This is a genomic window from Streptomyces sp. NPDC060194 (genome assembly GCF_042728285.1).
GTDB lineage: Bacteria > Actinomycetota > Actinomycetes > Streptomycetales > Streptomycetaceae > Streptomyces.
This window is the reverse complement of the sequence record NZ_JBHWZH010000087.1, coordinates 1-26112: the sequence shown is the minus strand read 5'-3', so window position 1 is coordinate 26112 and position 26112 is coordinate 1. Positions and strand designations below refer to the sequence as shown.

22 protein-coding genes are annotated in these 26112 nt (G+C 73.6%); 20 read left to right on the top strand and 2 right to left on the bottom strand.

The window, feature by feature from the left end; genetic code table 11:
* Positions 1 to 66: 66 nt before the first annotated feature.
* On the bottom strand, positions 67 to 567 hold the full coding sequence (bldD, locus tag ACFWEG_RS19285; protein ID WP_387216585.1) for a transcriptional regulator BldD: 501 nt from the start codon (positions 565 to 567) through the stop codon (positions 67 to 69).
* Positions 568 to 785: 218 nt separating this feature from the next.
* On the opposite strand from bldD, the gene pyrR reads away from it, so the two are divergent.
* The 14 genes from pyrR (at position 786) to ACFWEG_RS19215 (ending at position 17342) form a co-directional block, all read left to right on the top strand.
* Positions 786 to 1355 carry a bifunctional pyr operon transcriptional regulator/uracil phosphoribosyltransferase PyrR gene (pyrR, locus tag ACFWEG_RS19280; protein WP_387216583.1) on the top strand — a complete coding sequence of 190 codons (570 nt, stop codon included), beginning with the start codon at positions 786 to 788 and terminating at the stop codon, positions 1353 to 1355.
* 79 nt (positions 1356 to 1434) lie between these two features.
* Entirely contained in the window at positions 1435 to 2430 is a 996-nt protein-coding gene (locus ACFWEG_RS19275) for an aspartate carbamoyltransferase catalytic subunit (RefSeq protein WP_387216581.1), read from the top strand.
* 2 nt (positions 2431 to 2432) lie between these two features.
* Positions 2433 to 3719, top strand: coding sequence for a dihydroorotase (locus tag ACFWEG_RS19270; protein ID WP_387216579.1), 1287 nt, complete (start codon positions 2433 to 2435; stop codon positions 3717 to 3719).
* A gap of 8 nt (positions 3720 to 3727) precedes the next feature.
* Positions 3728 to 4312 (top strand): hypothetical protein, encoded by a 585-nt coding sequence (locus ACFWEG_RS19265; RefSeq protein WP_387216589.1) that lies wholly within the window; start codon positions 3728 to 3730, stop codon positions 4310 to 4312.
* Positions 4309 to 5466, top strand: coding sequence for a glutamine-hydrolyzing carbamoyl-phosphate synthase small subunit (gene carA / locus ACFWEG_RS19260; protein WP_387216577.1), 1158 nt, complete (start codon positions 4309 to 4311; stop codon positions 5464 to 5466). The genes ACFWEG_RS19265 and carA overlap by 4 nt, the downstream gene beginning before the upstream one ends.
* On the top strand, positions 5459 to 8767 hold the full coding sequence (gene carB, locus ACFWEG_RS19255) for a carbamoyl-phosphate synthase large subunit (protein ID WP_387216575.1): 3309 nt from the start codon (positions 5459 to 5461) through the stop codon (positions 8765 to 8767). Before carA ends, carB begins: the two co-directional genes overlap by 8 nt.
* Before the next feature lie 90 nt (positions 8768 to 8857).
* Positions 8858 to 10012, top strand: coding sequence for a quinone-dependent dihydroorotate dehydrogenase (locus ACFWEG_RS19250; RefSeq protein ID WP_387216573.1), 1155 nt, complete (start codon positions 8858 to 8860; stop codon positions 10010 to 10012).
* Positions 10009 to 10845, top strand: coding sequence for an orotidine-5'-phosphate decarboxylase (pyrF, locus tag ACFWEG_RS19245; protein WP_387216571.1), 837 nt, complete (start codon positions 10009 to 10011; stop codon positions 10843 to 10845). Before ACFWEG_RS19250 ends, pyrF begins: the two co-directional genes overlap by 4 nt.
* Before the next feature lie 216 nt (positions 10846 to 11061).
* Complete coding sequence (locus ACFWEG_RS19240) at positions 11062 to 11385, top strand: integration host factor (protein ID WP_387216569.1); 324 nt, start codon at positions 11062 to 11064, stop codon at positions 11383 to 11385.
* Between the two features lie 61 nt (positions 11386 to 11446).
* Positions 11447 to 12010: a guanylate kinase gene (gene gmk / locus ACFWEG_RS19235; protein WP_387216567.1), complete on the top strand. Its 564-nt coding sequence runs from the start codon at positions 11447 to 11449 to the stop codon at positions 12008 to 12010.
* A gap of 32 nt (positions 12011 to 12042) precedes the next feature.
* On the top strand, positions 12043 to 12315 hold the full coding sequence (rpoZ, locus tag ACFWEG_RS19230) for a DNA-directed RNA polymerase subunit omega (RefSeq protein WP_005319902.1): 273 nt from the start codon (positions 12043 to 12045) through the stop codon (positions 12313 to 12315).
* A 134-nt stretch (positions 12316 to 12449) separates the two neighbouring features.
* On the top strand, positions 12450 to 13652 hold the full coding sequence (coaBC, locus tag ACFWEG_RS19225; RefSeq protein ID WP_387216565.1) for a bifunctional phosphopantothenoylcysteine decarboxylase/phosphopantothenate--cysteine ligase CoaBC: 1203 nt from the start codon (positions 12450 to 12452) through the stop codon (positions 13650 to 13652).
* 241 nt (positions 13653 to 13893) lie between these two features.
* Positions 13894 to 15102 (top strand): methionine adenosyltransferase, encoded by a 1209-nt coding sequence (gene metK / locus ACFWEG_RS19220; RefSeq protein WP_387216563.1) that lies wholly within the window; start codon positions 13894 to 13896, stop codon positions 15100 to 15102.
* A gap of 89 nt (positions 15103 to 15191) precedes the next feature.
* Positions 15192 to 17342 carry a primosomal protein N' gene (locus ACFWEG_RS19215; RefSeq protein WP_387216561.1) on the top strand — a complete coding sequence of 717 codons (2151 nt, stop codon included), beginning with the start codon at positions 15192 to 15194 and terminating at the stop codon, positions 17340 to 17342.
* A 54-nt stretch (positions 17343 to 17396) separates the two neighbouring features.
* Here the strand turns inward: ACFWEG_RS19215 and ACFWEG_RS19210 are convergent, their stop codons facing one another.
* Positions 17397 to 18005, bottom strand: coding sequence for a hypothetical protein (locus ACFWEG_RS19210; protein WP_387216559.1), 609 nt, complete (start codon positions 18003 to 18005; stop codon positions 17397 to 17399).
* A gap of 238 nt (positions 18006 to 18243) precedes the next feature.
* On the opposite strand from ACFWEG_RS19210, the gene fmt reads away from it, so the two are divergent.
* From fmt to ACFWEG_RS19180, 6 genes are all read left to right on the top strand, one after another.
* Positions 18244 to 19176, top strand: a complete 933-nt coding sequence (gene fmt, locus ACFWEG_RS19205; protein WP_387216557.1) for a methionyl-tRNA formyltransferase — start codon at positions 18244 to 18246, stop codon at positions 19174 to 19176.
* An 82-nt stretch (positions 19177 to 19258) separates the two neighbouring features.
* Positions 19259 to 20728 (top strand): RsmB/NOP family class I SAM-dependent RNA methyltransferase, encoded by a 1470-nt coding sequence (locus tag ACFWEG_RS19200; RefSeq protein WP_387216555.1) that lies wholly within the window; start codon positions 19259 to 19261, stop codon positions 20726 to 20728.
* A 98-nt stretch (positions 20729 to 20826) separates the two neighbouring features.
* Entirely contained in the window at positions 20827 to 22386 is a 1560-nt protein-coding gene (locus ACFWEG_RS19195) for an ATP-dependent DNA ligase (protein ID WP_387216553.1), read from the top strand.
* 160 nt (positions 22387 to 22546) lie between these two features.
* A complete protein-coding gene (gene rpe / locus ACFWEG_RS19190; RefSeq protein WP_387216551.1) occupies positions 22547 to 23233 on the top strand; it encodes a ribulose-phosphate 3-epimerase in 687 nt (228 codons plus the stop codon).
* Between the two features lie 119 nt (positions 23234 to 23352).
* Entirely contained in the window at positions 23353 to 24405 is a 1053-nt protein-coding gene (locus ACFWEG_RS19185) for a sugar-binding transcriptional regulator (protein ID WP_387216587.1), read from the top strand.
* 210 nt (positions 24406 to 24615) lie between these two features.
* A complete protein-coding gene (locus ACFWEG_RS19180; RefSeq protein ID WP_387216549.1) occupies positions 24616 to 26058 on the top strand; it encodes a GuaB1 family IMP dehydrogenase-related protein in 1443 nt (480 codons plus the stop codon).
* Positions 26059 to 26112: the final 54 nt, after the last annotated feature.

Genomic DNA, 26112 nt, shown 5'->3' with positions numbered 1-26112 from the left:
CACACGGAAATCCGTGTGCGCGCCCCGGCGGCACGTTTCTGCAGAGCACTCTGCGGGGGAGGCGGCTCAGACGTCGTCGTGGGCCACGGCGCGGCGCGCGTCCGCGTCCAGGACGCCCCAGCTGATCAGCTGCTCGGTGAGGACCGACGGCGACTGGTCGTAGATCACGGCCAGCGTGCGCAGGTCGTCCTGGCGGATGGAGAGGACCTTGCCGTTGTAGTCGCCACGCTGGGACTGGATGGTCGCCGCGTACCGCTGGAGGGGGCCGGCCTTGTCCTGCGGGACGTGGGCGAGGCGCTCCAGGTCGAGGACGAGCTTCGGCGGCGGCTCGGCGGCCCCGCCCGGCGTGGTGCCCGGGAGCAGCTCCTGCACCGGGACCCCGTAGAAGTCCGCGAGCTCCGCGAGGCGCTGCACGGTGACGGCGCGGTCGCCGCGCTCGTACGAACCGACCACGACCGCCTTCCAGCGTCCCTGGGACTTCTCCTCCACACCGTGGAGCGAGAGGCCCTGCTGGGTGCGGATCGCCCGGAGCTTGGCCCCGAGCTGCTTGGCGTATTCGCTGGACATATAGCTCCCGAACGCTGAGGCAACGTGCGGCTCCGCCGCGTGGCTGGTAACTCACTGTGAGGTTACGCAGCGTTACTTGGATGCGTCAAGCCGAAAGGTCCGTACCGTCCCCCAGGGGAGCGGTGATCAGGCACTTTGCGCTCCTGGTAGGGTATGGGGCGTACATCCGACGTCCTTTAAGGTCCGTCCCGTGAGGCGGAGAAGGAGGTCCGTTTCCCATGGACTCTGCACACAGCCCAGCGCGTCCGGTGCTCGAAGGGCCCGACATCGCGCGGGTGCTGACCCGGATCGCCCACGAGATCGTCGAACGCGCCAAGGGCGCCGACGACGTGGTGCTCCTCGGCATCCCGACCCGGGGCGTCTTCCTCGCCCGCCGGCTCGCCGACAAGCTCCAGGAGATCACCGGCCACACGATGCCGGTCGGTTCCCTCGACATCACCATGTACCGCGACGACCTGCGCCTCAAGCCCGCCCGCGCGCTCGCCCGCACCGAGATCCCCGCCGACGGGCTCGACGGCCGCCTCGTCGTCCTCGTCGACGACGTCCTCTTCTCCGGACGCACCATCCGCGCCGCGCTCGACGCCCTCGGCGACCTCGGCCGCCCCCGCGCCGTGCAGCTCGCCGTGCTCGTCGACCGCGGCCACCGCGAACTCCCCATCCGCGCCGACTACGTGGGCAAGAACCTGCCCACCTCGCTGCGGGAGACGGTCAAGGTCCAGCTCGCTGAGGAGGACGGCCGCGACGCCGTGCTGCTCGGCGCGAAGCAGACCTCCCCGGCCGAGGGCTAGCCGCTCCTCCGGTCCCGCCCGCGGTACGCCTCCGCGGGCCCGCATGCCCGAAACGTCCCCGTATCGGAGATCTCTCGCGATGAAGCGACACCTCATCTCGGCCGCCGACCTCACCCGTGACGACGCCGTCCTCGTCCTCGACACCGCCGAGGAGATGGCCCGGGTCGCCGACCGGCCGATCAAGAAGCTGCCGACACTGCGCGGCCGCACGGTCGTCAACCTTTTCTTCGAGGACTCGACCCGCACCCGCATCTCCTTCGAGGCCGCGGCCAAGCGCCTGTCGGCCGACGTCATCAACTTCTCCGCCAAGGGCTCCTCGGTCTCCAAGGGCGAGTCGCTCAAGGACACCGCGCTGACGCTGGAGGCGATGGGCGCGGACGCCGTTGTCATCCGCCACGGCGCCTCCGGCGCCCCCTACCGGCTGGCGAACTCCGGCTGGATCGACGGGGCCGTGGTCAACGCCGGCGACGGCACCCACGAGCACCCCACCCAGGCCCTGCTCGACGCGTTCACCCTGCGCCGCCGGCTCGTCGGCCGGGACGCCGGCATCGGCCGCGACTTGGAGGGGCAGCGGGTCACGATCGTCGGCGACATCCTGCACAGCCGGGTCGCCCGCTCCAACGTCCTCCTGCTGCACACCCTCGGCGCGCACGTCACCCTGGTCGCCCCGCCGACCCTGGTCCCGGTCGGCGTCGAGAAGTGGCCCTGCGACATCGCCTACGACCTCGACCGGGTGCTGCCCGCCTCCGACGCGGTGATGATGCTGCGCGTCCAGCGCGAGCGCATGAACGCCGCCTTCTTCCCCACCGAGCGCGAGTACTCGCGCCGCTACGGGCTCGACGGCGACCGGATGGCGAAGATGCCCGAGCACGCGATCGTCATGCACCCCGGCCCCATGGTCCGCGGCATGGAGATCACCGCCGAGGTCGCCGACTCCGACCGCTGCACCGTCGTCGAGCAGGTCGCCAACGGCGTCTCGACCCGGATGGCCGTCCTCTACCTGCTGCTCGGCGGCTCCGAGCCCGCCGTCGGCACGCCCCCCACCACCGCCGCCCGTACCGAGGAGAGCAAGTAGTCATGACCAAGATCCTGATCCGTGGTGCGAAGGTGCTGGGCGGCGAGCCGCAGGACGTGCTGATCGACGGCGAGACGGTCGAGGCCGTCGGCCCCGGGCTCTCCGCGGAGGGCGCGACCGTCGTCGAGGCCGAGGGCCGGGTGCTGCTGCCGGGCCTGGTCGACCTGCACACGCATCTGCGCGAGCCCGGCCGCGAGGACTCCGAGACGGTCCTGACCGGCACCCAGGCGGCCGCCCGCGGCGGCTGGACCGCCGTCCACGCCATGGCCAACACCTTCCCCGTCGCCGACACCGCCGGCGTCGTCGAGCAGGTCTGGCGGCTGGGCCGCGAGTCCGGCTACTGCGACGTGCAGCCGATCGGCGCCGTCACCGTCGGCCTGGAGGGCAAGCAGCTCGCCGAGCTCGGCGCGATGCACGACAGCGCCGCCGGCGTGAAGGTCTTCTCCGACGACGGCAAGTGCGTCGACGACGCGGTGATCATGCGCCGCGCGCTGGAGTACGTGAAGGCGTTCGACGGCGTCGTCGCCCAGCACGCCCAGGAGCCCCGGCTCACCGAGGGCGCGCAGATGAACGAGGGCGTCGTCTCCGCCGAGCTCGGGCTCGGCGGCTGGCCGGCCGTCGCCGAGGAGTCGATCATCGCCCGGGACGTGCTGCTCGCCGAGCACGTCGGCTCCCGCGTCCACATCTGCCACCTCTCGACCGCCGGCTCCGTGGAGATCGTGCGCTGGGCCAAGTCCCGCGGCATCGACGTGACCGCCGAGGTCACCCCGCACCACCTGCTCCTGACCGACGAACTGGTCCGGTCGTACAACCCGGTCTACAAGGTCAACCCGCCGCTGCGCACCGAGGCCGACGTGCACGCGCTGCGCACCGCGCTCGCCGACGGCACGATCGACATCGTCGCCACCGACCACGCCCCGCACCCGCACGAGGACAAGGACTGCGAGTGGGCCGCGGCCGCCATGGGGATGGTCGGCCTGGAGACCGCGCTCTCGGTCGTCCAGCAGACCATGGTCGAGACCGGGCTGCTCGACTGGGCCGGGGTCGCCGACCGGATGTCCGTCGCCCCGGCCCGCATCGGCCGGCTGACCGGCCACGGCAGGCCGATCGCGGCGGGCGAGCCCGCGAACCTCACCCTCGTCGATCCCGCTTACCGTGGAGAGGTGAACCCCGCCGACTTCGCCTCGCGCAGCCGCAACACCCCCTACGAGGGCCGCGAGCTGCCGGGCCGGGTCACCCACACCTGGCTGCGGGGTCGGGCAACGGTCGTGGACGGGAAGCTGGCGTGACACTCGCGATGATTCATCTGGCCGCCGAACGGAAGTCGGCGGAGGTGACGAACTGGAGCGGGCGCATCGCCTGGCTGATCGGCATGTTCCTGTTCGTCGCGCTGGTCTACTGGCTGATGCGCCAGGGCTGGAAGTGGCGCGGCAACCTCCAGTCGGGCCTGGCCGAGCTGCCCGCCGTGCCCCAGGCGCCCGGAGCGGCCACCCTGGAGATGACCGGCCGCTACCACGGCTCGACGACGGCCGGGCAGTGGCTCGACCGGATCGTCGCCCACGGTCTCGGCGTCCGCAGCCGGGCCGAGCTGACCCTCACCGACGAAGGCCTGATCGTCCTGCGCCCCGGCGCGACCGACTTCTTCGTGCCCAGGGACGCCCTGCGCGGCGCCCGGCTCGACAAGGGCATCGCCGGCAAGGTGCTCGCCGAGGGCGGCCTCCTCGTCGTCACCTGGGCGCTCGGCGACACCCTGATCGACTCCGGCTTCCGCTCCGACCGCGCGGCCGAGCACACCGCCTGGGTCGAGGCGATCGACGCGCTCGCTCCCACCGACACCCCTCCCACGAACCCCACCACCACGACGGAAGGCGCCGCACGATGACGACCTCCACCAGGGGAGCCGCGAAGGCTCCCGCCGTACTCGTCCTGGAGGACGGCCGGGTCTTCCGCGGCCGCGCCTACGGGGCCGTGGGGGAGACCTTCGGCGAGGCGGTCTTCAACACCGGCATGAGCGGCTACCAGGAGACCCTGACCGACCCCTCATACCACAAGCAGGTCGTCGTCATGACGGCCCCGCACATCGGCAACACCGGCGTCAACGACGAGGACGACGAGTCCGGGCGCATCTGGGTCTCGGGCTACGTCGTCCGGGACCCCGCCCGGATCCCGTCCAACTGGCGCTCGCGCCGCACCCTCGACGAGGAGCTGGTCCGCCAGGACGTCGTCGGCATCAGCGGCGTCGACACCCGCGCGCTCACCCGCCACCTGCGCGAGCGCGGCGCGATGCGGGTCGGGATCTTCTCCGGCGACGCCGTCGCCGACGACGCCACCCTGCTCGCCCGCGTCAAGGAGGCCCCGGAGATGACGGGCGCCAGCCTGTCGGACGAGGTCACCACCGAGAGCGCCTACGTCGTCCCCGCGATCGGTGAGAAGCGCTTCACCGTCGCCGCCCTCGACCTCGGCATCAAGGGCATGACCCCGCACCGGATGGCCGAGCGCGGCATCGAGGTCCACGTCCTGCCCGCCACCGCCACCCTGGAGGAGGTCTACGCGATCGAGCCGGACGGGTTCTTCCTGTCCAACGGCCCCGGCGACCCCTCCACCGTCGACCTCACCGTGGTCAAGGGCGTCCTGGAGCGGAAGACGCCGCTGTTCGGCATCTGCTTCGGCAACCAGATCCTCGGCCGGGCCCTCGGCTTCGGCACCTACAAGCTGAAGTACGGCCACCGCGGCATCAACCAGCCGGTCCAGGACCGCACCACCGGCAAGGTCGAGGTCACCGCGCACAACCACGGCTTCGCCGTCGACGCCCCCCTCGACCGGGTCAGCGACACGCCGTACGGGCGGGCCGAGGTCTCCCACGTCTGCCTGAACGACCAGGTGGTCGAGGGGCTCCAGCTGCTCGACCAGCCGGCGTTCTCCGTCCAGTACCACCCCGAGGCCGCGGCCGGCCCGCACGACGCCGCCTACCTCTTCGACCGCTTCGTGCAGCTCATGCACGACAACACCACCCCGAAGGGGGCCGAGCGTGCCTAAGCGCACCGACATCCAGTCCGTCCTGGTCATCGGCTCCGGTCCGATCGTCATCGGCCAGGCCGCCGAGTTCGACTACTCCGGCACCCAGGCCTGCCGGGTCCTCAAGGCCGAGGGCCTGCGGGTCATCCTGGTCAACTCCAACCCGGCCACGATCATGACCGACCCGGAGATCGCCGACGCCACCTACGTCGAGCCGATCACCCCCGAGTTCGTCGAGAAGATCATCGCCAAGGAGCGCCCCGACGCGCTGCTGCCCACCCTCGGCGGCCAGACCGCGCTCAACACCGCGATCTCCATGCACGAGCAGGGCGTCCTGGAGAAGTACGGCGTCGAGCTGATCGGCGCGAACGTCGAGGCGATCAACAAGGGCGAGGACCGCGACCTGTTCAAGGGCGTCGTCGAGGCCGTCAAGCAGAAGATCGGCTACGGCGAGTCCGCCCGCTCGGTCATCTGCCACTCCATGGAGGACGTCCTCGCCGGCGTCGACACCCTCGGCGGCTACCCCGTCGTCGTCCGCCCCTCCTTCACCATGGGCGGCGCCGGCTCCGGCTTCGCGCACGACGAGGAGGAGCTGCGCCGCATCGCCGGGCAGGGCCTGACCCTCTCGCCGACCACCGAGGTGCTCCTGGAGGAGTCCATCCTCGGCTGGAAGGAGTACGAGCTGGAGCTGATGCGCGACACCAAGGACAACGTGGTCGTCGTCTGCTCCATCGAGAACTTCGACCCGATGGGCGTGCACACCGGCGACTCCATCACCGTCGCCCCCGCCATGACGCTCACCGACCGCGAGTACCAGCGGCTGCGCGACATCGGCATCGCGATCATCCGCGAGGTCGGCGTCGACACCGGCGGCTGCAACATCCAGTTCGCGATCGACCCGAAGGACGGCCGGGTCATCGTCATCGAGATGAACCCGCGCGTCTCGCGGTCCTCGGCGCTCGCCTCCAAGGCCACCGGCTTCCCGATCGCCAAGATCGCCGCCAAGCTGGCCATCGGCTACACGCTCGACGAGGTCCCCAACGACATCACCGAGAAGACGCCGGCCTCCTTCGAGCCGACGCTCGACTACGTCGTCGTCAAGGCGCCCCGGTTCGCCTTCGAGAAGTTCCCCTCCGCCGACTCCACCCTCACCACCACCATGAAGTCGGTCGGCGAGGCCATGGCGATCGGCCGCAACTTCACCGAGGCGTTCCAGAAGGCGCTGCGCTCGCTGGAGAAGAAGGGCTCGCAGTTCTCCTTCACCGGCCCCGTCGGCGACAAGCAGGAGCTCCTCGAACGCGCGGTGCGCCCCACCGACGGCCGCATCAACACCGTCATGGACGCGATCCGGGCCGGCGCCACCCAGGAGGAGGTCTTCGACTTCACGAAGATCGACCCCTGGTTCGTCGACCAGCTCTTCCTCATCAAGGAGATCGCCGACGAGCTCGCCGGCGCCGAGCGCCTGGACGCCGAGCTGCTCGCCCACGCCAAGCGGCACGGCTTCTCCGACGCCCAGATCGGCGAGATCCGCGACCTGCGCGAGGACGTCGTCCGCGAGGTCCGGCACGCCCTCGGCGTCCGCCCCGTCTACAAGACGGTCGACACCTGCGCCGCCGAGTTCGCCGCGAAGACCCCGTACTTCTACTCGTCCTACGACGAGGAGAGCGAGGTCGCGCCGCGCGAGAAGCCCGCCGTGATCATCCTCGGCTCGGGGCCCAACCGCATCGGCCAGGGCATCGAGTTCGACTACTCCTGCGTCCACGCCTCGTTCGCGCTCAGCGACGCCGGCTACGAGACCGTGATGGTCAACTGCAACCCCGAGACCGTCTCCACCGACTACGACACCTCCGACCGGCTCTACTTCGAGCCGCTCACCCTGGAGGACGTCCTGGAGATCGTCCACGCGGAGTCGCTCGCCGGCCCGATCGCGGGCGTCGTCGTCCAGCTCGGCGGCCAGACCCCGCTCGGCCTCGCCCAGGCGCTGAAGGACAACGGCGTGCCCGTCGTCGGCACCCCGCCGGAGGCGATCCACGCCGCCGAGGACCGCGGCGCCTTCGGCCGCGTCCTCGCCGAGGCCGGCCTGCCCGCCCCCAAGCACGGCACCGCCACCACCTTCGCCGAGGCCAAGCGGATCGCCGACGAGATCGGCTACCCCGTCCTCGTCCGCCCCAGCTACGTGCTCGGCGGCCGCGGCATGGAGATCGTCTACGACGAGACCCGCCTCGCCTCGTACATCGAGGAGTCCACCGAGATCAGCCCCTCGCGGCCGGTCCTCGTCGACCGCTTCCTCGACGACGCGATCGAGATCGACGTCGACGCGCTCTACGACGGCACCGAGCTCTACCTCGGCGGCGTCATGGAGCACATCGAGGAGGCCGGCATCCACTCCGGCGACTCGGCGTGCGCGCTGCCGCCGATCACGCTCGGCGGCTTCGACATCAAGCGGCTGCGGGCCTCCACCGAGGCCATCGCCAAGGGCGTCGGCGTGCGCGGGCTGATCAACATCCAGTTCGCGATGGCCGGGGACATCCTCTACGTCCTGGAGGCCAACCCGCGCGCCTCGCGGACCGTGCCGTTCACCTCCAAGGCCACCGCCGTGCCGCTCGCCAAGGCCGCCGCCCGCATCTCGCTCGGCACGACCGTCGCCGAGCTGCGCGCCGAGGGCATGCTGCCGAGGACGGGCGACGGCGGCACCCTGCCGCTCGACGCGCCGATCTCCGTCAAGGAGGCCGTCATGCCGTGGTCGCGCTTCCGCGACATCCACGGCCGCGGCGTCGACACCGTCCTCGGCCCGGAGATGCGCTCCACCGGCGAGGTCATGGGCATCGACTCGGTCTTCGGCACCGCCTACGCCAAGTCCCAGGCCGGCGCCTACGGCCCGCTGCCCACCAAGGGCCGGGCGTTCATCTCGGTCGCCAACCGCGACAAGCGCTCGATGATCTTCCCGGCCCGCGAGCTCGTCGCCCACGGCTTCGAGCTGCTCGCCACCTCCGGCACCGCCGAGGTGCTGCGCCGCAACGGCCTGAACGCCACCGTCGTGCGCAAGCTCAGCGAGGGCGAGGGCCCGAACGGCGAGAAGACGATCGTCCAGCTCATCCACGACGGCGACGTCGACCTGATCGTCAACACGCCCTACGGCACCGGCGGCCGGCTCGACGGCTACGAGATCCGCACCGCGGCCGTCGCCCGGTCCGTGCCCTGCCTCACCACGGTCCAGGCGCTCGCCGCGGCCGTCCAGGGGATCGACGCCCTCAACGGCGGCGAGGTGGGCGTCAGCTCGCTCCAGGAGCACGCGAAGATCCTGACCGCGGCCCGCGACTAGGGGCCCACGAGGGGGGACACCGGAAGCGACCGGTGTCCCCCCTCGGCACGCACCCGCCCTCCTTCCGCCTGCGGCCCCCGAGGACCCCACATGTACAAGCTGTTCTTCGACCTCGTCTTCAAGCGCCTCGACCCCGAGCGGGCCCACCATCTCGGCTTCGGCTGGATCCGGCTGCTCGCCCGCGTCCCCGTGCTCCGCACCTTCGCCGCCGCCTACCTCGCCCCGCGCCACCGCGAGCTGCGCACCGAGGCCCTGGGCCTGCGCCTGCACAGCCCGCTGGGGCTCGCCGCCGGCTTCGACAAGAACGCCGTCGGGATCGACGGCATGGCGATGCTCGGCTTCGACCACGTCGAGATCGGCACCGTCACTGCCCAGCCGCAGCCCGGCAACCCCCCCAGGCGCCTCTTCCGGCTCGTGCCGGACCGGGCGCTGATCAACCGGATGGGTTTCAACAACGAGGGCTCCGCGGCCGTCGCCGCCCGGCTGGCCGCCCGTGAGCCGGTCTTCCGCACCACGGTCGGGGTCAACATCGGCAAGACCAAGGTGGTCCCCGAGGAGGAGGCCGTCGCCGACTACGTCACCTCCACCGAGCGGCTCGCCCGGCACGCCGACTACCTCGTCGTCAACGTCTCCTCGCCCAACACCCCCGGGCTGCGCAACCTCCAGGCCACCGAGTCGCTGCGCCCGCTGCTGCTCGCCGTCCGCGAGGCCGCCGACCGCACGGTCACCGGCCGCCGGGTGCCGCTCCTGGTCAAGATCGCCCCGGACCTCGCCGACGACGACGTCGACGCCGTCGCCGACCTCGCCCTGGAGATCGGCCTGGACGGCATCATCGCCACCAACACCACCATCGCCCGCGACGGCCTCGGCCTGACCTCCGACCCGGAGCTGGTCGCCGAGACCGGCGGCCTGTCCGGAGCGCCCGTCAAGCGGCGCTCCCTGGAGGTCCTGCGCCGGCTGTACGCCCGCGTGGGCGACCGCCTGGTGCTCGTCGGGGTCGGCGGCATCGAGAACGCCGACGACGCCTGGGAGCGCATCCTGGCCGGCGCCACCCTGATCCAGGGCTACAGCGCCTTCATCTACGAGGGCCCCGCCTACGCCCGCGCCCTCCACAAGGGCCTGGCCGCCCGCCTGGCCGCCAGCCCGTACGCCACCCTCGCCGAGGCCGTCGGCGCCGCGACCCGCGAGGACGGGTCCCGCGGTGACGGCGCAGGCGGCGACCGGACCGGAAAGGCCGCAGCATGACCGAGCCCTTCGGCGCCCGCCTGCGCCGCGCCATGGACACCCGAGGCCCGCTCTGCGTGGGCATCGACCCGCACGCCTCCCTGCTGCAGGCCTGGGGCCTCGCCGACGACGTCGCCGGCCTGGAGCGGTTCACCCGCACCACGGTCGAGGCGCTCGCCGACCGGGTGGCCGTCCTCAAGCCGCAGTCGGCGTTCTTCGAGCGCTTCGGCTCGCGGGGGATCGCCGTCCTGGAGAAGGCGGTCGAGGAGGCCAGGGCGGCGGGCGCCCTGGTGCTGATGGACGCCAAGCGCGGCGACATCGGCTCCACGATGGCCGCCTACGCCGCGACCTACCTGGACAAGGACTCGCCCCTGTTCTCCGACGCGGTGACCGTCTCGCCGTACCTCGGTTTCGGCTCCCTGCGGCCCGCCCTCGACGCGGCCGCCGTCTCCGGGGCCGGCGTGTTCGTCCTCGCCCTCACCTCCAACCCCGAGGGCGCGGAGGTCCAGCGGGCCACGGCCGCCGACGGCCGCCCGCTGGCCGCGCTGATGCTCGGCCACATGGCCGGGGAGAACGCCGGTGCCGAGCCGCTCGGCTCGGTCGGCGCCGTCGTCGGGGCGACCCTCGGTGACGCCGGGGTCGACCTGGACATCAACGGCCCGCTGCTCGCCCCGGGGATCGGCGCCCAGGGCGCGACGCCCGCGGACCTCCCCGGAGTCTTCGGGTCCGCTGTCCGCAATGTGGTGCCGAGTGTCAGTAGGGGCGTTCTGCGTCATGGACCTGACGTGGGCGCCCTGCGCGATTCGGCGGACCGGTTCGCGGACGAAGTCCGCTCGGCGCTCGCGGATTACTGATCCCGAACCGGGACATATCATCTGAAAACTGTCCCTCGGTCCATGCTGACCAGGACTTTTCGTCTGTTCTCGCTGACTGGAGCCACCGGGCCCGCTAGTCTCCGACGGGAGTCGACGCACGGCCCTGACCGGCCAGGTGTCACTCGCCTGGTGTGGGGCACAAGGGTTCTGCACCGGTCCCGTATCCGACAGTTCGACATCCGAGGTGACGCAGGCGTGGCTCTTCCGCCCCTTACCCCTGAACAGCGCGCAGCCGCGCTCGAGAAGGCCGCCGCGGCTCGCCGGGAGCGGGCCGAGGTCAAGAATCGACTCAAGCAGTCCGGTGCGACCCTGCACGACGTGATCAAGCAGGGCCAGGAGAACGACGTCATCGGCAAGATGAAGGTCTCCGCCCTCCTGGAGTCCCTGCCGGGCGTGGGCAAGGTCCGCGCCAAGCAGATCATGGAGCGGCTCGGCATCTCCGAGAGCCGCCGGGTGCGCGGGCTCGGCTCCAACCAGATCGCCTCCCTGGAGCGCGAGTTCGGCGGAGCCGGCGCCTGACCTTCCCCGCGCCGGCGGGAACAGGTTCCCAGGCACTCCCGGGAACCTGGATAATCGCTGCATGGCAGCAGAGGTACGACCGCGGCTGACCGTGCTCTCCGGCCCCTCGGGGGTCGGCAAGAGCACGGTCGTCGCGCACATGCGCAAGGTCCACCCCGAGGTGTGGCTCTCGGTGTCGGCGACGACCCGCAGGCCGCGGCCCGGCGAGAAGCACGGAGTCCACTACTTCTTCGTCTCCGACGAGGAGTTCGACAAGCTGATCGCCAACGGCGAACTCCTGGAGTGGGCCGAGTTCGCGGGCAACCGCTACGGCACCCCGCGGGTCGCCGTGCAGGAGCGCCTCGAGGCGGGCGAGCCCGTCCTCCTGGAGATCGACCTGCAGGGCGCCCGGCTGGTCGGCGAGGCGATGCCGGAGGCCCAGCTGGTCTTCCTGGCCCCGCCCAGCTGGGACGAGCTGGTGCGCCGGCTGACCGGCCGCGGCACCGAGACCGAAGAGGTCATCGCCCGCCGCCTGGAGGCCGCGAAGGTCGAACTGGCCGCCGAGTCCGAGTTCCACACCACCCTGGTCAACACCTCCGTCGAGGACGTGGCAGTCAAGCTGCTAGCCTTGATGCGAGTTGTCTGATTTTCCCTGTCCACCCTTTCGGAAGGCCAAGCGTGTCCTCCTCCATCACCGCGCCCGAGGGCATCATCAACCCGCCGATCGACGAGCTGCTCGAGGCCACCGACTCGAAGTACAGCCTCGTGATCTACGCGGCCAAGCGCGCGCGGCAGATCAACGCGTACTACTCCCAGCTCGGCGAGGGCCTGCTGGAGTACGTCGGCCCGCTGGTGGACACCCACGTCCACGAGAAGCCGCTCTCGATCGCGCTGCGCGAGATCAACGCGGGTCTGCTGACCTCCGAGGCCATCGAGGGCCCGGCCCAGTAAGCACGGCCTTCACCACAGGCCCGGCAGCACGTCTGCCGGGCCTGTGGTGTGTCATAGGAACGGTGTGACGTGCGCGGTCCCGGCGCGGGCCGCGGGTGTCACGCACCGAAGAGGAAGCGAGCGCGGGAGCCGTGGTGGACAAGCCGAAGGTCGTTCTGGGAGTCAGCGGCGGGATCGCCGCCTACAAGGCGTGCGAGCTGCTCCGGCGGCTGACCGAGTCCGGCCACGACGTGCGCGTCGTCCCGACCGCCTCCTCGTTGCACTTCGTCGGCGCCGCCACCTGGTCCGCGCTCTCCGGCAACCCCGTCCCCACCGAGGTCTGGTCCGACGTCCACGAGGTGCCCCACGTGCGGATCGGGCAGCACGCCGACCTCGTCGTCGTCGCCCCCGCCACCGCCGACCTGCTCGCCAAGGCCGCCCACGGCCTCGCCGACGACCTCCTCACCAACACCCTCCTCACGGCCCGCTGCCCCGTCGTGTTCGCCCCCGCGATGCACACCGAGATGTGGGAGCACCCCGCCACCCAGGAGAACGTCGCCACGCTGCGCCGCCGCGGCGCGGTCGTCGTCGAACCGGCCGTCGGGCGGCTCACCGGCGTCGACACCGGCAAGGGGCGGCTCCCGGACCCCGCCGAGCTGTTCGAGGTCTGCCGCCGGGTCCTCGCCCGCGGCGCCGGGGCGCCCGACCTGGCCGGCCGGCACGTCGTGGTCAGCGCGGGCGGCACGCGCGAGCCGCTCGACCCGGTCCGCTTCCTCGGCAACCGCTCCTCCGGCAAGCAGGGCTACGCCCTGGCCCGCACGGCGGCCGCCCGCGGCGCACGGGTCACCCTCGTCGCCGCCGACACCGCCCTGCCGGACCCGGCCGGCGTCGACGTCGTCCGGGTCGGCACCGCCGTGCAGCTGCGCGAGGCCGTGCTGAAGGCCGCCGCCGACGCGGACGCCGTCGTCATGGCCGCCGCCGTGGCCGACTTCCGGCCCGCCGCGTACGCCAGCGGCAAGATCAAGAAGCGGGACGGCGAGGACCCCGCGCCCGTCGCGCTCGTCCGCAACCCCGACGTCCTCGCGGAGGTCTCGGCGAGCCGCGCCCGCCCCGGCCAGGTCGTCGTCGGCTTCGCCGCCGAGACCGACGACGTGCTCGCCAACGGGCGCGCCAAACTCGCCCGCAAGGGCTGCGACCTGCTCGTCGTCAACGAGGTGGGGGAGAGCCTGACCTTCGGCTCGGAGGAGAACGAGGCGGTCGTGCTCGGCGCCGACGGAAGCGAGACGGTCGTGCCGCACGGCCCCAAGGAGGCGCTCGCCGACACGGTCTGGGACCTGGTGCGCGACCGTTTGACATGATGTTCACAATCGGCCCCCGGAGCCCCGAAAGCGTGAATTCCCGGCACCGGGGCCCCTGGCCAAGTGCCCCGCGCGTACCGCAGAATGCAGAGCCGCGGGTCATGTGACCGCCCATTGGGCGAGACACGTGGTTCCGCGGGAGGACCCGACCCTTAAACTGGTCCAGGATCGACGCCGGGCGCAGCTCCCGGCACGCTCCGTCAATGCTCAGACAGCAGCCGCTGCAACCCCAGGGAGCGATGTGTCGCGCCGTCTCTTCACCTCGGAGTCCGTCACCGAGGGACACCCGGACAAGATCGCTGACCAGATCAGCGACACCATTCTCGACGCGCTGCTGCGCGAGGACCCCAAGTCCCGCGTCGCCGTCGAGACGATGATCACCACGGGCCTCGTGCACGTCGCCGGTGAGGTCACCACCAAGGCGTACGCGCCGATCGCGCAGCTCGTGCGCGAGAAGATCCTCGACATCGGCTACGACTCGTCCAAGAAGGGCTTCGACGGCGCCTCCTGCGGCGTGTCGGTGTCCATCGGCGCGCAGTCCCCGGACATCGCCCAGGGTGTCGACACGGCGTACGAGAACCGGGTCGAGGGCGATGCCGACGAGCTGGACCAGCAGGGCGCCGGCGACCAGGGCCTCATGTTCGGCTACGCCTGCGACGAGACCCCCGAGCTGATGCCGCTGCCGATCCACCTGGCCCACCGGCTCTCCCGCCGGCTGTCCGAGGTCCGCAAGAACGGCACCATCCCCTACCTCCGCCCCGACGGCAAGACCCAGGTCACCATCGAGTACGACGGCGACAAGGCCGTCCGCCTCGACACCGTCGTGGTCTCCTCGCAGCACGCCTCCGACATCGACCTGGACTCGCTGCTCGCCCCCGACGTGCGCGAGTACGTCGTCGAGCACGAGCTCAAGGCGCTGCTCGGCGAGGGCATCAAGCTGGACACCGAGGGCTACCGCCTGCTGGTCAACCCGACCGGGCGCTTCGAGATCGGCGGCCCGATGGGCGACGCCGGCCTCACCGGCCGCAAGATCATCATCGACACCTACGGCGGCATGGCCCGCCACGGCGGCGGCGCGTTCTCCGGCAAGGACCCGTCCAAGGTCGACCGCTCCGCCGCGTACGCGATGCGATGGGTCGCCAAGAACGTCGTCGCGGCCGGCCTCGCCTCCCGCTGCGAGGTCCAGGTGGCCTACGCGATCGGCAAGGCCGAGCCGGTCGGCCTGTTCGTGGAGACCTTCGGGACCGCCACGATCGACACCGACAAGATCGAGAACGCGATCGCCACGGTCTTCGACCTTCGCCCCGCCGCGATCATCCGCGACCTCGACCTGCTGCGCCCGATCTACGCCAAGACGGCCGCCTACGGCCACTTCGGCCGCGAGGACGCCGACTTCACGTGGGAGCGCACCAACCGCGTCGACGAGCTGAAGGCCGCCGCCGGCCTCTGACCGTCCCCGTCGCACCGCGCACACCGGAGCCCCGGACCAGCACCTGGTCCGGGGCTCCGCTGTCAGTCCCCTCTGGTAGGAATTGCGCTGTGAGCAGTGACGACGAGCGGGAGACGGCGGGCGCGGACGGCGCGCCCGAGCAGCTCGCGCTGATCCGCGAGACGGTCCGGCAGGCCAAGGTGCCGCGCGCGAAGCCGCGCACCTGGCGGGGCGCGGCGCTCGCCCCTGAGCTGCCCGTCGCCCGGATCCTCGTCAACAAGGGCGCGCTCCACCTCGACCAGTCCTTCGACTACGCCGTCCCCGCGGAGCTCGACGCCGACGCGCAGCCGGGCGTGCGGGTACGGGTGCGGTTCGGCGCCGGCCGGGGCCGGGTGCGGGACGGGCGGCGCGAGGGCGGCGGCCTCATCGACGGCTTCCTCGTCGAGCGCCGCGCCGAGTCCGACTACTCCGGGCCGCTCGCCGCCCTCGCCCAGGTCGTCTCGCCCGAGCCGGTGCTCGGCCCCGAACTCCTGCAGCTGGTACGGGCCGTCGCCGACCGGTACGCCGGCAGCACCGCCGACGTTCTGCAGCTCGCCGTCCCGCCGCGCAACGCCCGGGCCGAGGGAAAGCCGTCCCCGGAGCCCGCCCCGCCCCCGCCCGCCCCCGAACCCGGCGGCTGGACGCGCTACCGGCAGGGCCCCGCCTTCGTCGAGGCGCTGGCCCGCGGCGGCGCCCCCCGGGCCGTCTGGACCGCCCTGCCCGGCCCCGGCTGGACCGACGAGCTCGCCCGGGCCGTCGCCGCCACCCTCGCCTCCGGCCGCGGCGCACTCGTCGTCGTCCCCGACGGGCGGACCGCCGCCCGCGTCGACGCCGCGCTCACCGCGCTGCTCGGCGAAGGGCGGCACGCCCTGCTGACCGCCGACGCCGGCCCCGAGAAGCGCTACGCCGAGTGGCTCGCCGTCCGGCGCGGATCGGTGCGGGCCGTGGTCGGCACCCGGGCCGCGATGTTCGCCCCGGTCCGCGACCTCGGCCTGGTGGTCATCTGGGAGGACGGCGACGGCAGCCACAGCGAGCAGCACGCCCCGCTGCCGCACGCCCGGGAGGTGCTGCTGCTGCGCGCCGCGCACGACGGCTGCGGCTTCCTCGTCGGCAGCACCAGCTGCACCGTGGAGGCGGCCCAGCTCGTGGAGACCGGCTGGGCGCGGCCGCTGATCGCCGACCGCGAGCAGGTGCGGGCGGCCGCGCCCCGGGTGCGGACCGTCGGCGACGAGCTGCTCGCCCGCGACGCGGCGGCCCGCAGTGCGCGGCTGCCGTCGCTGGCCTGGGAGACCGTCCGAGACGGGCTGCGCGCCGGACCGGTCCTCGTCCAGGTGCCCCGGCGCGGGTACGCGCCCCGGCTCGCCTGCGAGCGGTGCCGGGAGCCAGCCCGCTGCGCGCACTGCGCGGGCCCGCTGTCCGCCCCGGACGCCGTGCGGCTGCAGTGCGACTGGTGCGGGCGCGACGAGACCGCCTGGCACTGCACGGCCTGCGGCAACGCCCGGCTGCGGGCGCAGGTGGTCGGCGCCCGGCGGACCGCGGAGGAGCTGGGGCGGGCCTTCCCGGCCGTCCCGGTCCGGACCTCGGGCCGCGACCACGTCCTCGACACCGTTCCGGGCGAGCCCGCCCTGGTGGTCAGCACCCCGGGCGCGGAGCCGGTCGCGGAGGGCGGGTACGCGGCGGCGCTGCTGCTCGACGGGTGGGCGATGCTCAGCCGCCCGGACCTGCGGGCCGGTGAGGAGGCGCTGCGCCGGTGGACGGCCGCCGCGTCGCTCGTCCGCCCGCAGGGGGACGGGGGGACTGTGGTGGTGGTCGCCGAGCCGACGCTGCGGCCGGTGCAGGCGCTGGTGCGCTGGGACCCGGTCGGGCACGCGGTGCGGGAGCTGGCCGAGCGGGCGGAGCTGGGCTTTCCGCCGGTGTCGCGGATGGCGGCCGTGTCGGCCGCCGGGCCGGTGCTCGCGGCGTTCCTCGCGGGGCTCGAACTGCCTCCGGAGGCCCAGGTGTTGGGACCCGTACCGCTGTCGTCCGGTGAGGCGGGGCGCGGGCGGCGCCCCGGCGGGCCGTCGCCGGGGGAGGAGTGGGAACGGGCGCTGATCCGGGTGCCGCCGGGCAGCGGGGCGGCGCTGGCGGCCGCCCTCAAGGCGGCTCAGGCGGGCCGCACGGCGCGGGGGGTGCCCGCCGGGGAGGCGGTCCGGATCAGGATCGACCCGCCGGACATCGGCTGACCGGCGCAGCCGCCCCGGGGCCGCGGTGCGGCTCCCGGGGCAGGGCGGCCGCGGTCAGGCCCCGGCGGTGCGGGGGGAGGGGACGGCGCCGGGGCGCGCCTCGTCGTGGAGCCGGGACTCCTCCCGCAGCCGCGCCTCCTCCCGCAGCCGGGCCTCCTCGCGGAGGCGCGCGTCCTCCCGCAGCGCGCTGCTGCCGGACGTCGGCTGCGGCGGCATCGAGCGGGCCGCCGGGACGGACGGCAGCGGCGGGACCAGGGGCGGCAGCGTCCGGGCGACCTCCGGCCGGCCCGCCTCCGAGGGGCCGCCCGGCGCCGGGGCGCGCCGGGCGCCGTAGCGGCGGTGCACCGCCTGCTTGGTGACGCCGAGGGCGGAGCCCACCGCGTCCCAGGAGAAGCCGAGGGAGCGGTCGAAGTCGACGGCGGCGGTCACGAGGGTCTCGACGCTGTCGCGCAGCTCCTGGGCCAGGCGGACGGTCGGCGCCGGGGCACGTCCGTACACGACGAAGCCCGCGGAGGGGCCGGAGCGGCGGGGGCGGTAGACGTTGCCCAGCTGGGCGGTGAGCGTGCGCAGCGCGTCCACCTGCCGCCGGACCCGCTCGATGTCCCGCACCAGGAGGTGCAGGCTGGCCCGTGCCTGTGCGTCGTGGGTGGCGTGGTCGGCCATGAACAAGCCTCTCGAACCGGCGTGGAAAGGGGAACGGCCGCACCTGGCGGCCCCCTTCGGTCAATCTCACTTGACCAACGCCCCACCCGGTGAAGTGGTCACGCTGCCGGGGGCGTGTCCCCGGCAGTGCGCGGCGCTCGGCGGCGCGCACGCCCCCGGGGCTCCGGGCGCGGCCCGCCCGCGGGCCCCGCCATAGACTGACGTGCTGCTCGTCCCGTACCAGCCTGAGAGGCCCCCCTTGAAGCTCGTCTTCGCAGGCACCCCCGAGGTCGCCGTTCCCGCCCTGGACGCCCTGATCGCCTCCGGCCGGCACGAGGTGGCCGCGGTCGTCACCCGGCCCGACGCGCCGGCGGGCCGCGGCCGGCGGCTGGTGGCCAGCCCGGTCGCCGAGCGCGCCGAGGAGGCCGGCATCGAGGTCCTCAAGCCCGCCCGGCCGCGCGACGAGGACTTCCTCGCCCGGCTGCGCGAGATCGCCCCCGACTGCTGCCCGGTCGTCGCCTACGGGGCGCTGCTCCCGAAGGCCGCCCTCGACATCCCGGCCCACGGCTGGGTCAACCTGCACTTCTCTCTGCTGCCCGCCTGGCGCGGCGCGGCCCCCGTGCAGCACTCGATCATGGGCGGCGACGAGGTGACCGGCGCCTCGACCTTCCTGATCGAGGAGGGCCTCGACTCCGGCCCGGTCTTCGGGGTGATCACCGAGGGCATCCGGCCCACCGACACCAGCGGCGACCTGCTCACCCGGCTCGCCTTCGCCGGCTCCGGGCTGCTCGCGGCGACCATGGACGGCATCGAGGACGGCAGCCTGAAGGCCGTCCCGCAGCCCTCCGACGGCGTCTCCCTCGCCCCGAAGATCACCGTCGAGGACGCGGCGGTCGACTGGGCGGCGCCCGCGCTCCGCGTCGACCGGGTGGTCCGGGGCTGCACCCCGGCCCCCGGCGCCTGGACGCTGTTCCGGGGCGAGCGGCTGAAGCTGGTGCAGACCGCCCCCGTCCCCGACCGCACGGAGCTGGCGCCCGGCGAGCTGGCCGCGGCCAAGAACAACGTGTACGTGGGCACCGGCTCGCACGCCGTCGAGCTGCTGTGGGTGCAGCCGCAGGGCAAGAAGCCGATGCGGGCCGCCGACTGGGCGCGGGGCGTGCGGATCACGCCCGGGGAGCGCGTCGGCGGCTGAGCGCGGCGGCCGCGCGGACACCGGGCCCGCGCGGCCCCAGTACCCTGGGCACGTTCAGCCCATTTGACCTGCGGAGCACCTTGTGAACGCCCAGCCCGACCGCCGTCCCGCCCCCACCGGCCAGCAGCCCGGCGGAAAGGGCGGCAAGCCCGGCCGGACGCCCCGCCCGCACCGGCGGCCCAAGAAGGACCCCGTCCGCCTGCTGGCCTACACCGCGCTGCGGGCCGTCGCCGAGCGCGACGCGTACGCCAACCTCGTCCTGCCGCCGCTGCTGAAGAAGGCCCGCGACGGCGGGGACTTCGACGCCCGCGACGCGGCCCTCGCCACCGAGCTGGTCTACGGGACGCTGCGCCACCAGGGCACGTACGACGCGATCGTCGCCGCCTGCGTCGACCGCCCGCTGCGCGAGGTCGACCCGCCCGTGCTCGACGTGCTCACCCTCGGCGCCCACCAACTGCTCGGCACCCGCATCCCCTCCCACGCCGCCGTCTCCGCGAGCGTGGAGCTCGCCCGGGTGGTCCTCGGCGACGGACGGGCCAAGTTCGTCAACGCGGTCCTGCGCAAGGTCGCCGCCGACGACCTCGACGGCTGGCTCGCGAAGGTCGCCCCCGCCTACGACGAGGACCCCGAGCAGCACCTCGCGGTCATGCACTCCCACCCGCGGTGGGTCGTCTCCGCGCTCTGGGACGCGCTCGGCGGCGGCAGCGCGGGCATGGAGGACCTCCTGGAGGCCGACAACGAGCGGCCCGACGTCACCCTCGTGGCCCGCCCCGGCCGCACGACCGCCGACGAACTGCGCGCGGCGCTCGGCGAGGACGCGCTGCCCGGCCGCTGGTCGCCGTACGCCGTCCGGCTCACCGAGGGCGGGGAGCCCGGCGCCATCGAGGCCGTCAGGGACGGGCGCGCCGGGGTGCAGGACGAGGGCAGCCAGCTCGTGGCGCTCGCCCTCGCCAAGGCGCCCGTCGAGGGCAGCGACCGGTGGTGGCTGGACGGGTGCGCGGGCCCCGGCGGCAAGGCCGCCATGCTCGCCGGGCTCGCGTCCGAGCGGGGCGCGTTCCTGCTCGCCTCGGAGAAGCAGCCGCACCGGGCCCGGCTCGTCGAGCGCTCGCTCGCCGGCAACCCGGGCCCGTACCAGGTGATCGCGGCCGACGGCACCCGGCCGCCGTGGCGGCCCGGGTCCTTCGACCGCGTGCTCGTCGACGTGCCCTGCACGGGCCTCGGCGCGCTGCGCCGCCGCCCCGAGGCGCGCTGGCGCCGCCGCCCGGAGGACGTGGCGGGCTTCGCCCCGCTCCAGCGCGGCCTGCTCACCGAGGCGCTGCGCGCGGTCCGGGTCGGCGGGGTCGTCGGCTACGCGACCTGCTCGCCGCACCTGGCCGAGACCCGCACGGTCGTCGACGACGTGCTCAAGCAGCACGGCGGGGCCGAACTCCTCGACGCCCGGCCCTACCTGGAGGGCGTCGGCATGCTCGGCGACGGGCCCGACGTCCAGCTCTGGCCGCACCTGCACGGCACCGACGCGATGTACCTGGCCCTGCTGCGCCGCACGGCCTGACCCGGGGGCCGGACCGGCCGCCCGCACCCGACTCGGGTCCCGCCGACGGGCTGTCGCCAGCCCGTGCGGGCCCCGCGGCCGCGGGGCAGGATGAGGGCATGCTCCTCGCCCGTCTCGCCGACGTCTCCCACGAGATCGCCGCCACCACGGCCCGGCTGCGCAAGATCTCGCTGCTCGCCGAGCTGTTCCGCTCGGCGGGGCCCGACGACGTCCCCGTCGTCATCCCCTACCTCGCCGGACGGCTCCCGCAGGGCCGGATCGGGGTCGGCTGGAGCATCCTGAAGGAGCCGGTGGAGCCCGCGGCGGAGCCGACGCTCACCGTGCGGGACGTGGACGCGGCGCTGACCGAGGTGGCCGGCGTCTCGGGCCCCGGCTCGCAGACCGAGCGCAAACGGCGGATCGGCGCGCTGATGGGCGCGGCGACCGCCGAGGAGCAGCGCTTCCTCGTCGCCCTGCTCTCCGGCGAGGTCCGGCAGGGCGCGCTGGACGCCCTCGCCGCCGAGGGCCTGGCGGAGGCCACCGGCGCCGAGCCCGCGACCGTACGGCGGGCGATCATGCTCGCCGGGTCGATGGAGGCCGTCGCCGGCCGGCTGCTCGCCCACGGCCCCGAGGCGCTGGCGGAGTTCCTGCTGACCGTCGGCAGCCCCGTCTGGCCCATGCTGGCCCGCCCGGCGACCTCGGTCGCCGACGCGCTGGAGAAGACCGGCCCGAGCGCCGTCGAGGAGAAGCTCGACGGCATCCGCGTGCAGGTGCACCGCGACGGCGACGACGTGCGGATCTTCACCCGCACCCTCGACGACATCACCGACCGGCTGCCCGAGGTCACCGCGTTCGCCCGCGCGCTGCCCGCCGCCCGGTTCATCCTCGACGGCGAGGTCATCGCCCTCGACGACGCCGGCCGCCCCCGCCCGTTCCAGCAGACGGCGAGCCGGGTCGGCTCCCGGGTCGACGTGGCCGCCGCCGCCGAGGCGCTGCCGGTGAGCACCGTCTTCTTCGACGCGCTCTCGGTGGACGGCCGCGACCTGCTCGACCTGCCGCTGGCCGAGCGGCACACGGAGCTGGAGCGGCTCGTCCCCGAGGCGTCCCGGGTCCGCCGGCTCGTCGTCGCCGATCCGGAGGGCGCGGAGAACGCGGACGGGGCCGGGGCGGCCGCCGCCGAGGCGTTCCTGAAGGACACCCTCGCCCGCGGCCACGAGGGCGTCATGGTCAAAGGCCTGGACGGGACGTACAGCGCCGGACGGCGCGGCGCCACCTGGCGCAAGGTGAAGCCGGTGCACACCCTCGACCTGGTGGTCCTCGCCGTGGAGTGGGGCAGCGGCCGGCGCACCGGCAAGCTGTCCAACCTCCACCTGGGTGCCCGCGCGGAGGACGGCTCGTTCGTCATGCTCGGCAAGACCTTCAAGGGCATGACCGACGCGATGCTGGAGTGGCAGACCGCCCACCTCGGCAGCCTCGCTTTGGACGACGACGGCCACGTGGTGACCGTCCGGCCCGAACTCGTCGTCGAGATCGCCTACGACGGCCTGCAGACCTCCCGGCGCTACCCCGCGGGCGTCACCCTCCGCTTCGCGCGGGTCGTGCGCTACCGGCAGGACAAGCGGCCGGAGGACGCGGACACCGTCGCCACCGTCCTCGCGTCACTGCCCGCCGCCCCCTGAGCCCGCGCCTTCTGAGCCCGCGCCCCCTGGGCCCGCCGCCCCCTCCAGAGCCGCGTCCCCGACCCGCGTAGGAGCGCCCGCCCCGGCCGCGCGGGACCCCTGGCCGGTCAACTGCCGGTCCGGCGCGGGGAAAGCGGACCGGGCATGGCAGGCTTGGGTCATGGCCGCGCAGATCAGTCCCAGCATCCTGTCCGCAGACTTCGCCCGCCTCGCCGAGGAGGCGAAGGCGGTCGACGGCGCCGACTGGCTTCACGTCGACGTCATGGACAACCACTTCGTGCCGAACCTGACCCTCGGCGTGCCCGTCGTCGAGTCGCTCGCCCGGGCCACGGACATCCCGCTCGACTGCCACCTGATGATCGAGGACCCCGAGCGGTGGGCCCCCCAGTACGTGGAGGCCGGCGCCGGCTCGGTCACCTTCCACGCCGAGGCCGCCCGCGCCCCCGTCCGCACCGCCCGGGAGATCCGCGCCAAGGGCGCCCGCGCCGCCATGGCGCTCAAGCCCGCCACCCCGGTCGAGCCGTACGAGGACCTGCTCCCCGAGCTCGACATGCTGCTGATCATGACCGTCGAGCCCGGCTTCGGCGGCCAGGCGTTCCTCGACATCATGCTCCCCAAGATCCGCCGCACCCGTGAGCTGATCGCCAAGCACGGCCTGGAGCTGTGGCTCCAGGTCGACGGCGGGGTCTCGGCGACCACCATCGAGCGGTGCGCGGACGCCGGCGCCGACGTCTTCGTCGCGGGGAGCGCCGTGTACTCCACCGACGACCCCGCCGCGGCCGTGCGGATGCTGCGGCACCAGGCCGACGAGGCCACCGCGGCGGCGAGCTGGGCCTGCCGGCACTGAACAGCAAGCCACCGGCGCGGGAACGCCGACCGTCAGGGCTGATCGAGACCCGTCGGATCTGAAAGGATGACGGCGAGCGCACGAGTCGTACAGAGGTGAAGGAGATCGCGGTGTCTGCAATGTCGGCGGGACGGTCAGCCCTGCGGATGGGACCCGCGGAGCTGGTGCAAGCGGCCGCCATGGCCCGGCGGTTCTACCTGGAGGGCAAGTCCAAGATCCAGATCGCCGAGGAGTTCGGCGTCAGCCGCTTCAAGGTGGCCCGGGTCCTGGAGACGGCCCTGGAACGGGACCTGGTCCGCATCGAGATCCGGGTCCCCGCCGAGCTGGACGCCGAGCGCTCCGACGCGCTGCGCGCCCGCTACGGCCTGCGCCACGCGGTCGTCGTCGAGTCGCCCACGGCGGTCGGCCCCGCCGACCCGGCCGGCCTCGGCGCCCTCGGCGAGGAGGAGTCGCCCGACCCGGAGAACCTCGGCGAGGTCGCCGCCGACCTGCTCGGAGAGCTGGTCGCCGAGGGGGACGTCCTCGGGCTCGCCTGGGGCCGCTCCACCATCCACATGGCCGCCGCCCTCGACCGGCTGCCCCCCTGCACCGTCGTCCAGCTCACCGGCGTCTACGACGCGGGCACCGCCGAGCGCGGCTCCGTCGAGGCCGTCCGCCGGGCGGCGCAGGTCTCCGGCGGCGAGGCGCACCCGATCTACGCGCCCATGCTGCTGCCCGACCCGGCCACCGCCGCCGCGCTGCGCAACCAGACCGGCATCGCCCGGGCCTTCGAGTACTTCGACAAGGTCACCGTCGCCGCCGTCTCCATCGGCTCCTGGGAGCCGGGCATCTCCACCGTCCACGACATGCTCAGCGACGAGGAGCGGCGGCACTACGCCTCCCTCGGCGTGGCCGCCGAGATGTCGGCGCACCTCTTCGACGCGGACGGCCGCCGGGTCGGCCGCGACCTGGGGGAGCGGTGCATCACCGTCGAGGCCGACCGGCTGCGGCGGATCCCCGAGGTCGTCGCCATCGCGGGCGGCCGGCGCAAGGCCGACGCCATCGACGCCGTGCTCCGCTCGGGCCTGGTCACCAGCCTCGTCACCGACACCGCCGCCGCCGACCGGCTGCTCCAGGGCACCCGGCCGACCACGGCCCACGCGCTCGACCGGCGGGACCCCGACGGGGCCTGAGCGCCGCGGGGTGCGCCGGGGGCGGGCGGTGCGCCCGCACCCGGCCGGACCTGGCGGTTCCTCCAAACCGTTGGGCCGTCGGCTGGACGATCCGTCGGGGCGGTGTGATCCCCCGCCCGTGGGAGAATGAAGTACGTGCGTTCGACCCCCGCCGCACCCCGTCCGGGGCGGACAGGGCCACCTCCTCCGATCGACTGGGATGTACTGCACGTGCGTTTTCTCAATGACCAGCAGCCGCCGTACGACCTGACGTACGACGACGTCTTCATGGTGCCGAGCCGGTCCGCCGTCGGCTCCCGCCAGGGCGTCGACCTCTCCTCGCCGGACGGCACCGGCACCACCATCCCGCTCGTCGTCGCGAACATGACCGCGATCGCCGGGCGCCGGATGGCCGAGACGGTGGCCCGCCGGGGCGGGCTCGTCGTGATCCCCCAGGACATCCCGATCGACGTCGTCACCGAGGTCGTCTCCTGGGTCAAGACGCGCCACCTCGTGCTCGACACGCCGATCATCCTCTCGCCCGCGCAGACCGTCGCCGACGCGCTGTCCCTGCTGCCCAAGCGGGCGCACGGCGCGGGCGTCGTGGTGGACGCGGACCAGCGGCCGGTCGGCATCGTCACCGAGCACGACCTCACCCAGGTGGACCGCTTCACCCAGCTCTCCGAGGTCATGTCGAAGGACCTCGTCGTCATCGACGCGGACATCGACCCGCGCGAGGCGTTCAACCGCCTCGACGGCGCCAACCGCAAGCTCGCCCCGGCCGTCGACGCCGAGGGCCGCCTGGTCGGCATCCTGACCCGCAAGGCCGCGCTGCGCGCCACCCTCTACACCCCGGCCGTCGACGCCCGGGGCAGGCTGCGGATCGCCGCCGCCGTCGGCATCAACGGCGACGTGGCCGGCAAGGCCAAGCAGCTCCTCGACGCCGGCGCGGACACGATCGTGGTCGACACCGCCCACGGCCACCAGGAGTCGATGATCGCGGCCGTCAAGGCGGTCCGGGCGCTCGACCCGCAGGTGCCGATCGTCGCGGGCAACATCGTCGCCGCCGAGGGCGTGCGCGACCTGATCGAGGCGGGCGCCGACATCATCAAGGTCGGCGTGGGCCCCGGCGCCATGTGCACCACCCGGATGATGACGGGCGTCGGCCGCCCGCAGTTCTCCGCCGTCCTGGAGTGCGCCGCCGAGGCGCGGAAGTACGGCAAGCACGTCTGGGCCGACGGCGGCGTCCGCCACCCGCGCGACGTGGCCATGGCGCTCGCCGCCGGCGCGTCCAACGTGATGATCGGCTCCTGGTTCGCCGGCACCTACGAGTCCCCGGGCGACCTCCAGCAGTCCGCCGACGGCCGGTACTACAAGGAGTCGTTCGGCATGGCCTCGGCCCGCGCCGTCCGCAACCGCACCTCCGAGGAGTCGGCGTACGACCGGGCGCGCAAGGCGCTGTTCGAGGAGGGCATCTCGACCTCGCGGATGTTCCTCGACCCGTCCCGGCCGGGCGTCGAGGACCTGATCGACTCGATCATCGCGGGCGTCCGCTCCTCCTGCACCTACGCGGGCGCCGGCTCGCTGGAGGAGTTCGCCGAGAAGGCCGTGGTCGGCGTGCAGAGCGCCGCCGGCTACGCCGAGGGCAAGCCGCTGCACGCCAGCTGGAGCTGACGGCCCGACACCGGACGGCCCGACACGGACGACCCGGCCCTGTCGGGCCGGGTC

Bases quoted from the DNA above. Each gene is read 5' to 3' on its own strand.
- bldD (WP_387216585.1), bottom strand. From the start codon at position 567: ATGTCCAGCGAATACGCCAAGCAGCTCGGGGCCAAGCTCCGGGCGATC.
- pyrR (WP_387216583.1), top strand. From the start codon at position 786: ATGGACTCTGCACACAGCCCAGCGCGTCCGGTGCTCGAAGGGCCCGAC.
- ACFWEG_RS19275 (WP_387216581.1), top strand. From the start codon at position 1,435: ATGAAGCGACACCTCATCTCGGCCGCCGACCTCACCCGTGACGACGCC.
- ACFWEG_RS19270 (WP_387216579.1), top strand. From the start codon at position 2,433: ATGACCAAGATCCTGATCCGTGGTGCGAAGGTGCTGGGCGGCGAGCCG.
- ACFWEG_RS19265 (WP_387216589.1), top strand. From the start codon at position 3,728: ATGATTCATCTGGCCGCCGAACGGAAGTCGGCGGAGGTGACGAACTGG.
- carA (WP_387216577.1), top strand. From the start codon at position 4,309: ATGACGACCTCCACCAGGGGAGCCGCGAAGGCTCCCGCCGTACTCGTC.
- ACFWEG_RS19250 (WP_387216573.1), top strand. From the start codon at position 8,858: ATGTACAAGCTGTTCTTCGACCTCGTCTTCAAGCGCCTCGACCCCGAG.
- pyrF (WP_387216571.1), top strand. From the start codon at position 10,009: ATGACCGAGCCCTTCGGCGCCCGCCTGCGCCGCGCCATGGACACCCGA.
- gmk (WP_387216567.1), top strand. From the start codon at position 11,447: ATGGCAGCAGAGGTACGACCGCGGCTGACCGTGCTCTCCGGCCCCTCG.
- ACFWEG_RS19210 (WP_387216559.1), bottom strand. From the start codon at position 18,005: ATGGCCGACCACGCCACCCACGACGCACAGGCACGGGCCAGCCTGCAC.
- ACFWEG_RS19195 (WP_387216553.1), top strand. From the start codon at position 20,827: ATGCTCCTCGCCCGTCTCGCCGACGTCTCCCACGAGATCGCCGCCACC.
- rpe (WP_387216551.1), top strand. From the start codon at position 22,547: ATGGCCGCGCAGATCAGTCCCAGCATCCTGTCCGCAGACTTCGCCCGC.
- ACFWEG_RS19185 (WP_387216587.1), top strand. From the start codon at position 23,353: ATGTCGGCGGGACGGTCAGCCCTGCGGATGGGACCCGCGGAGCTGGTG.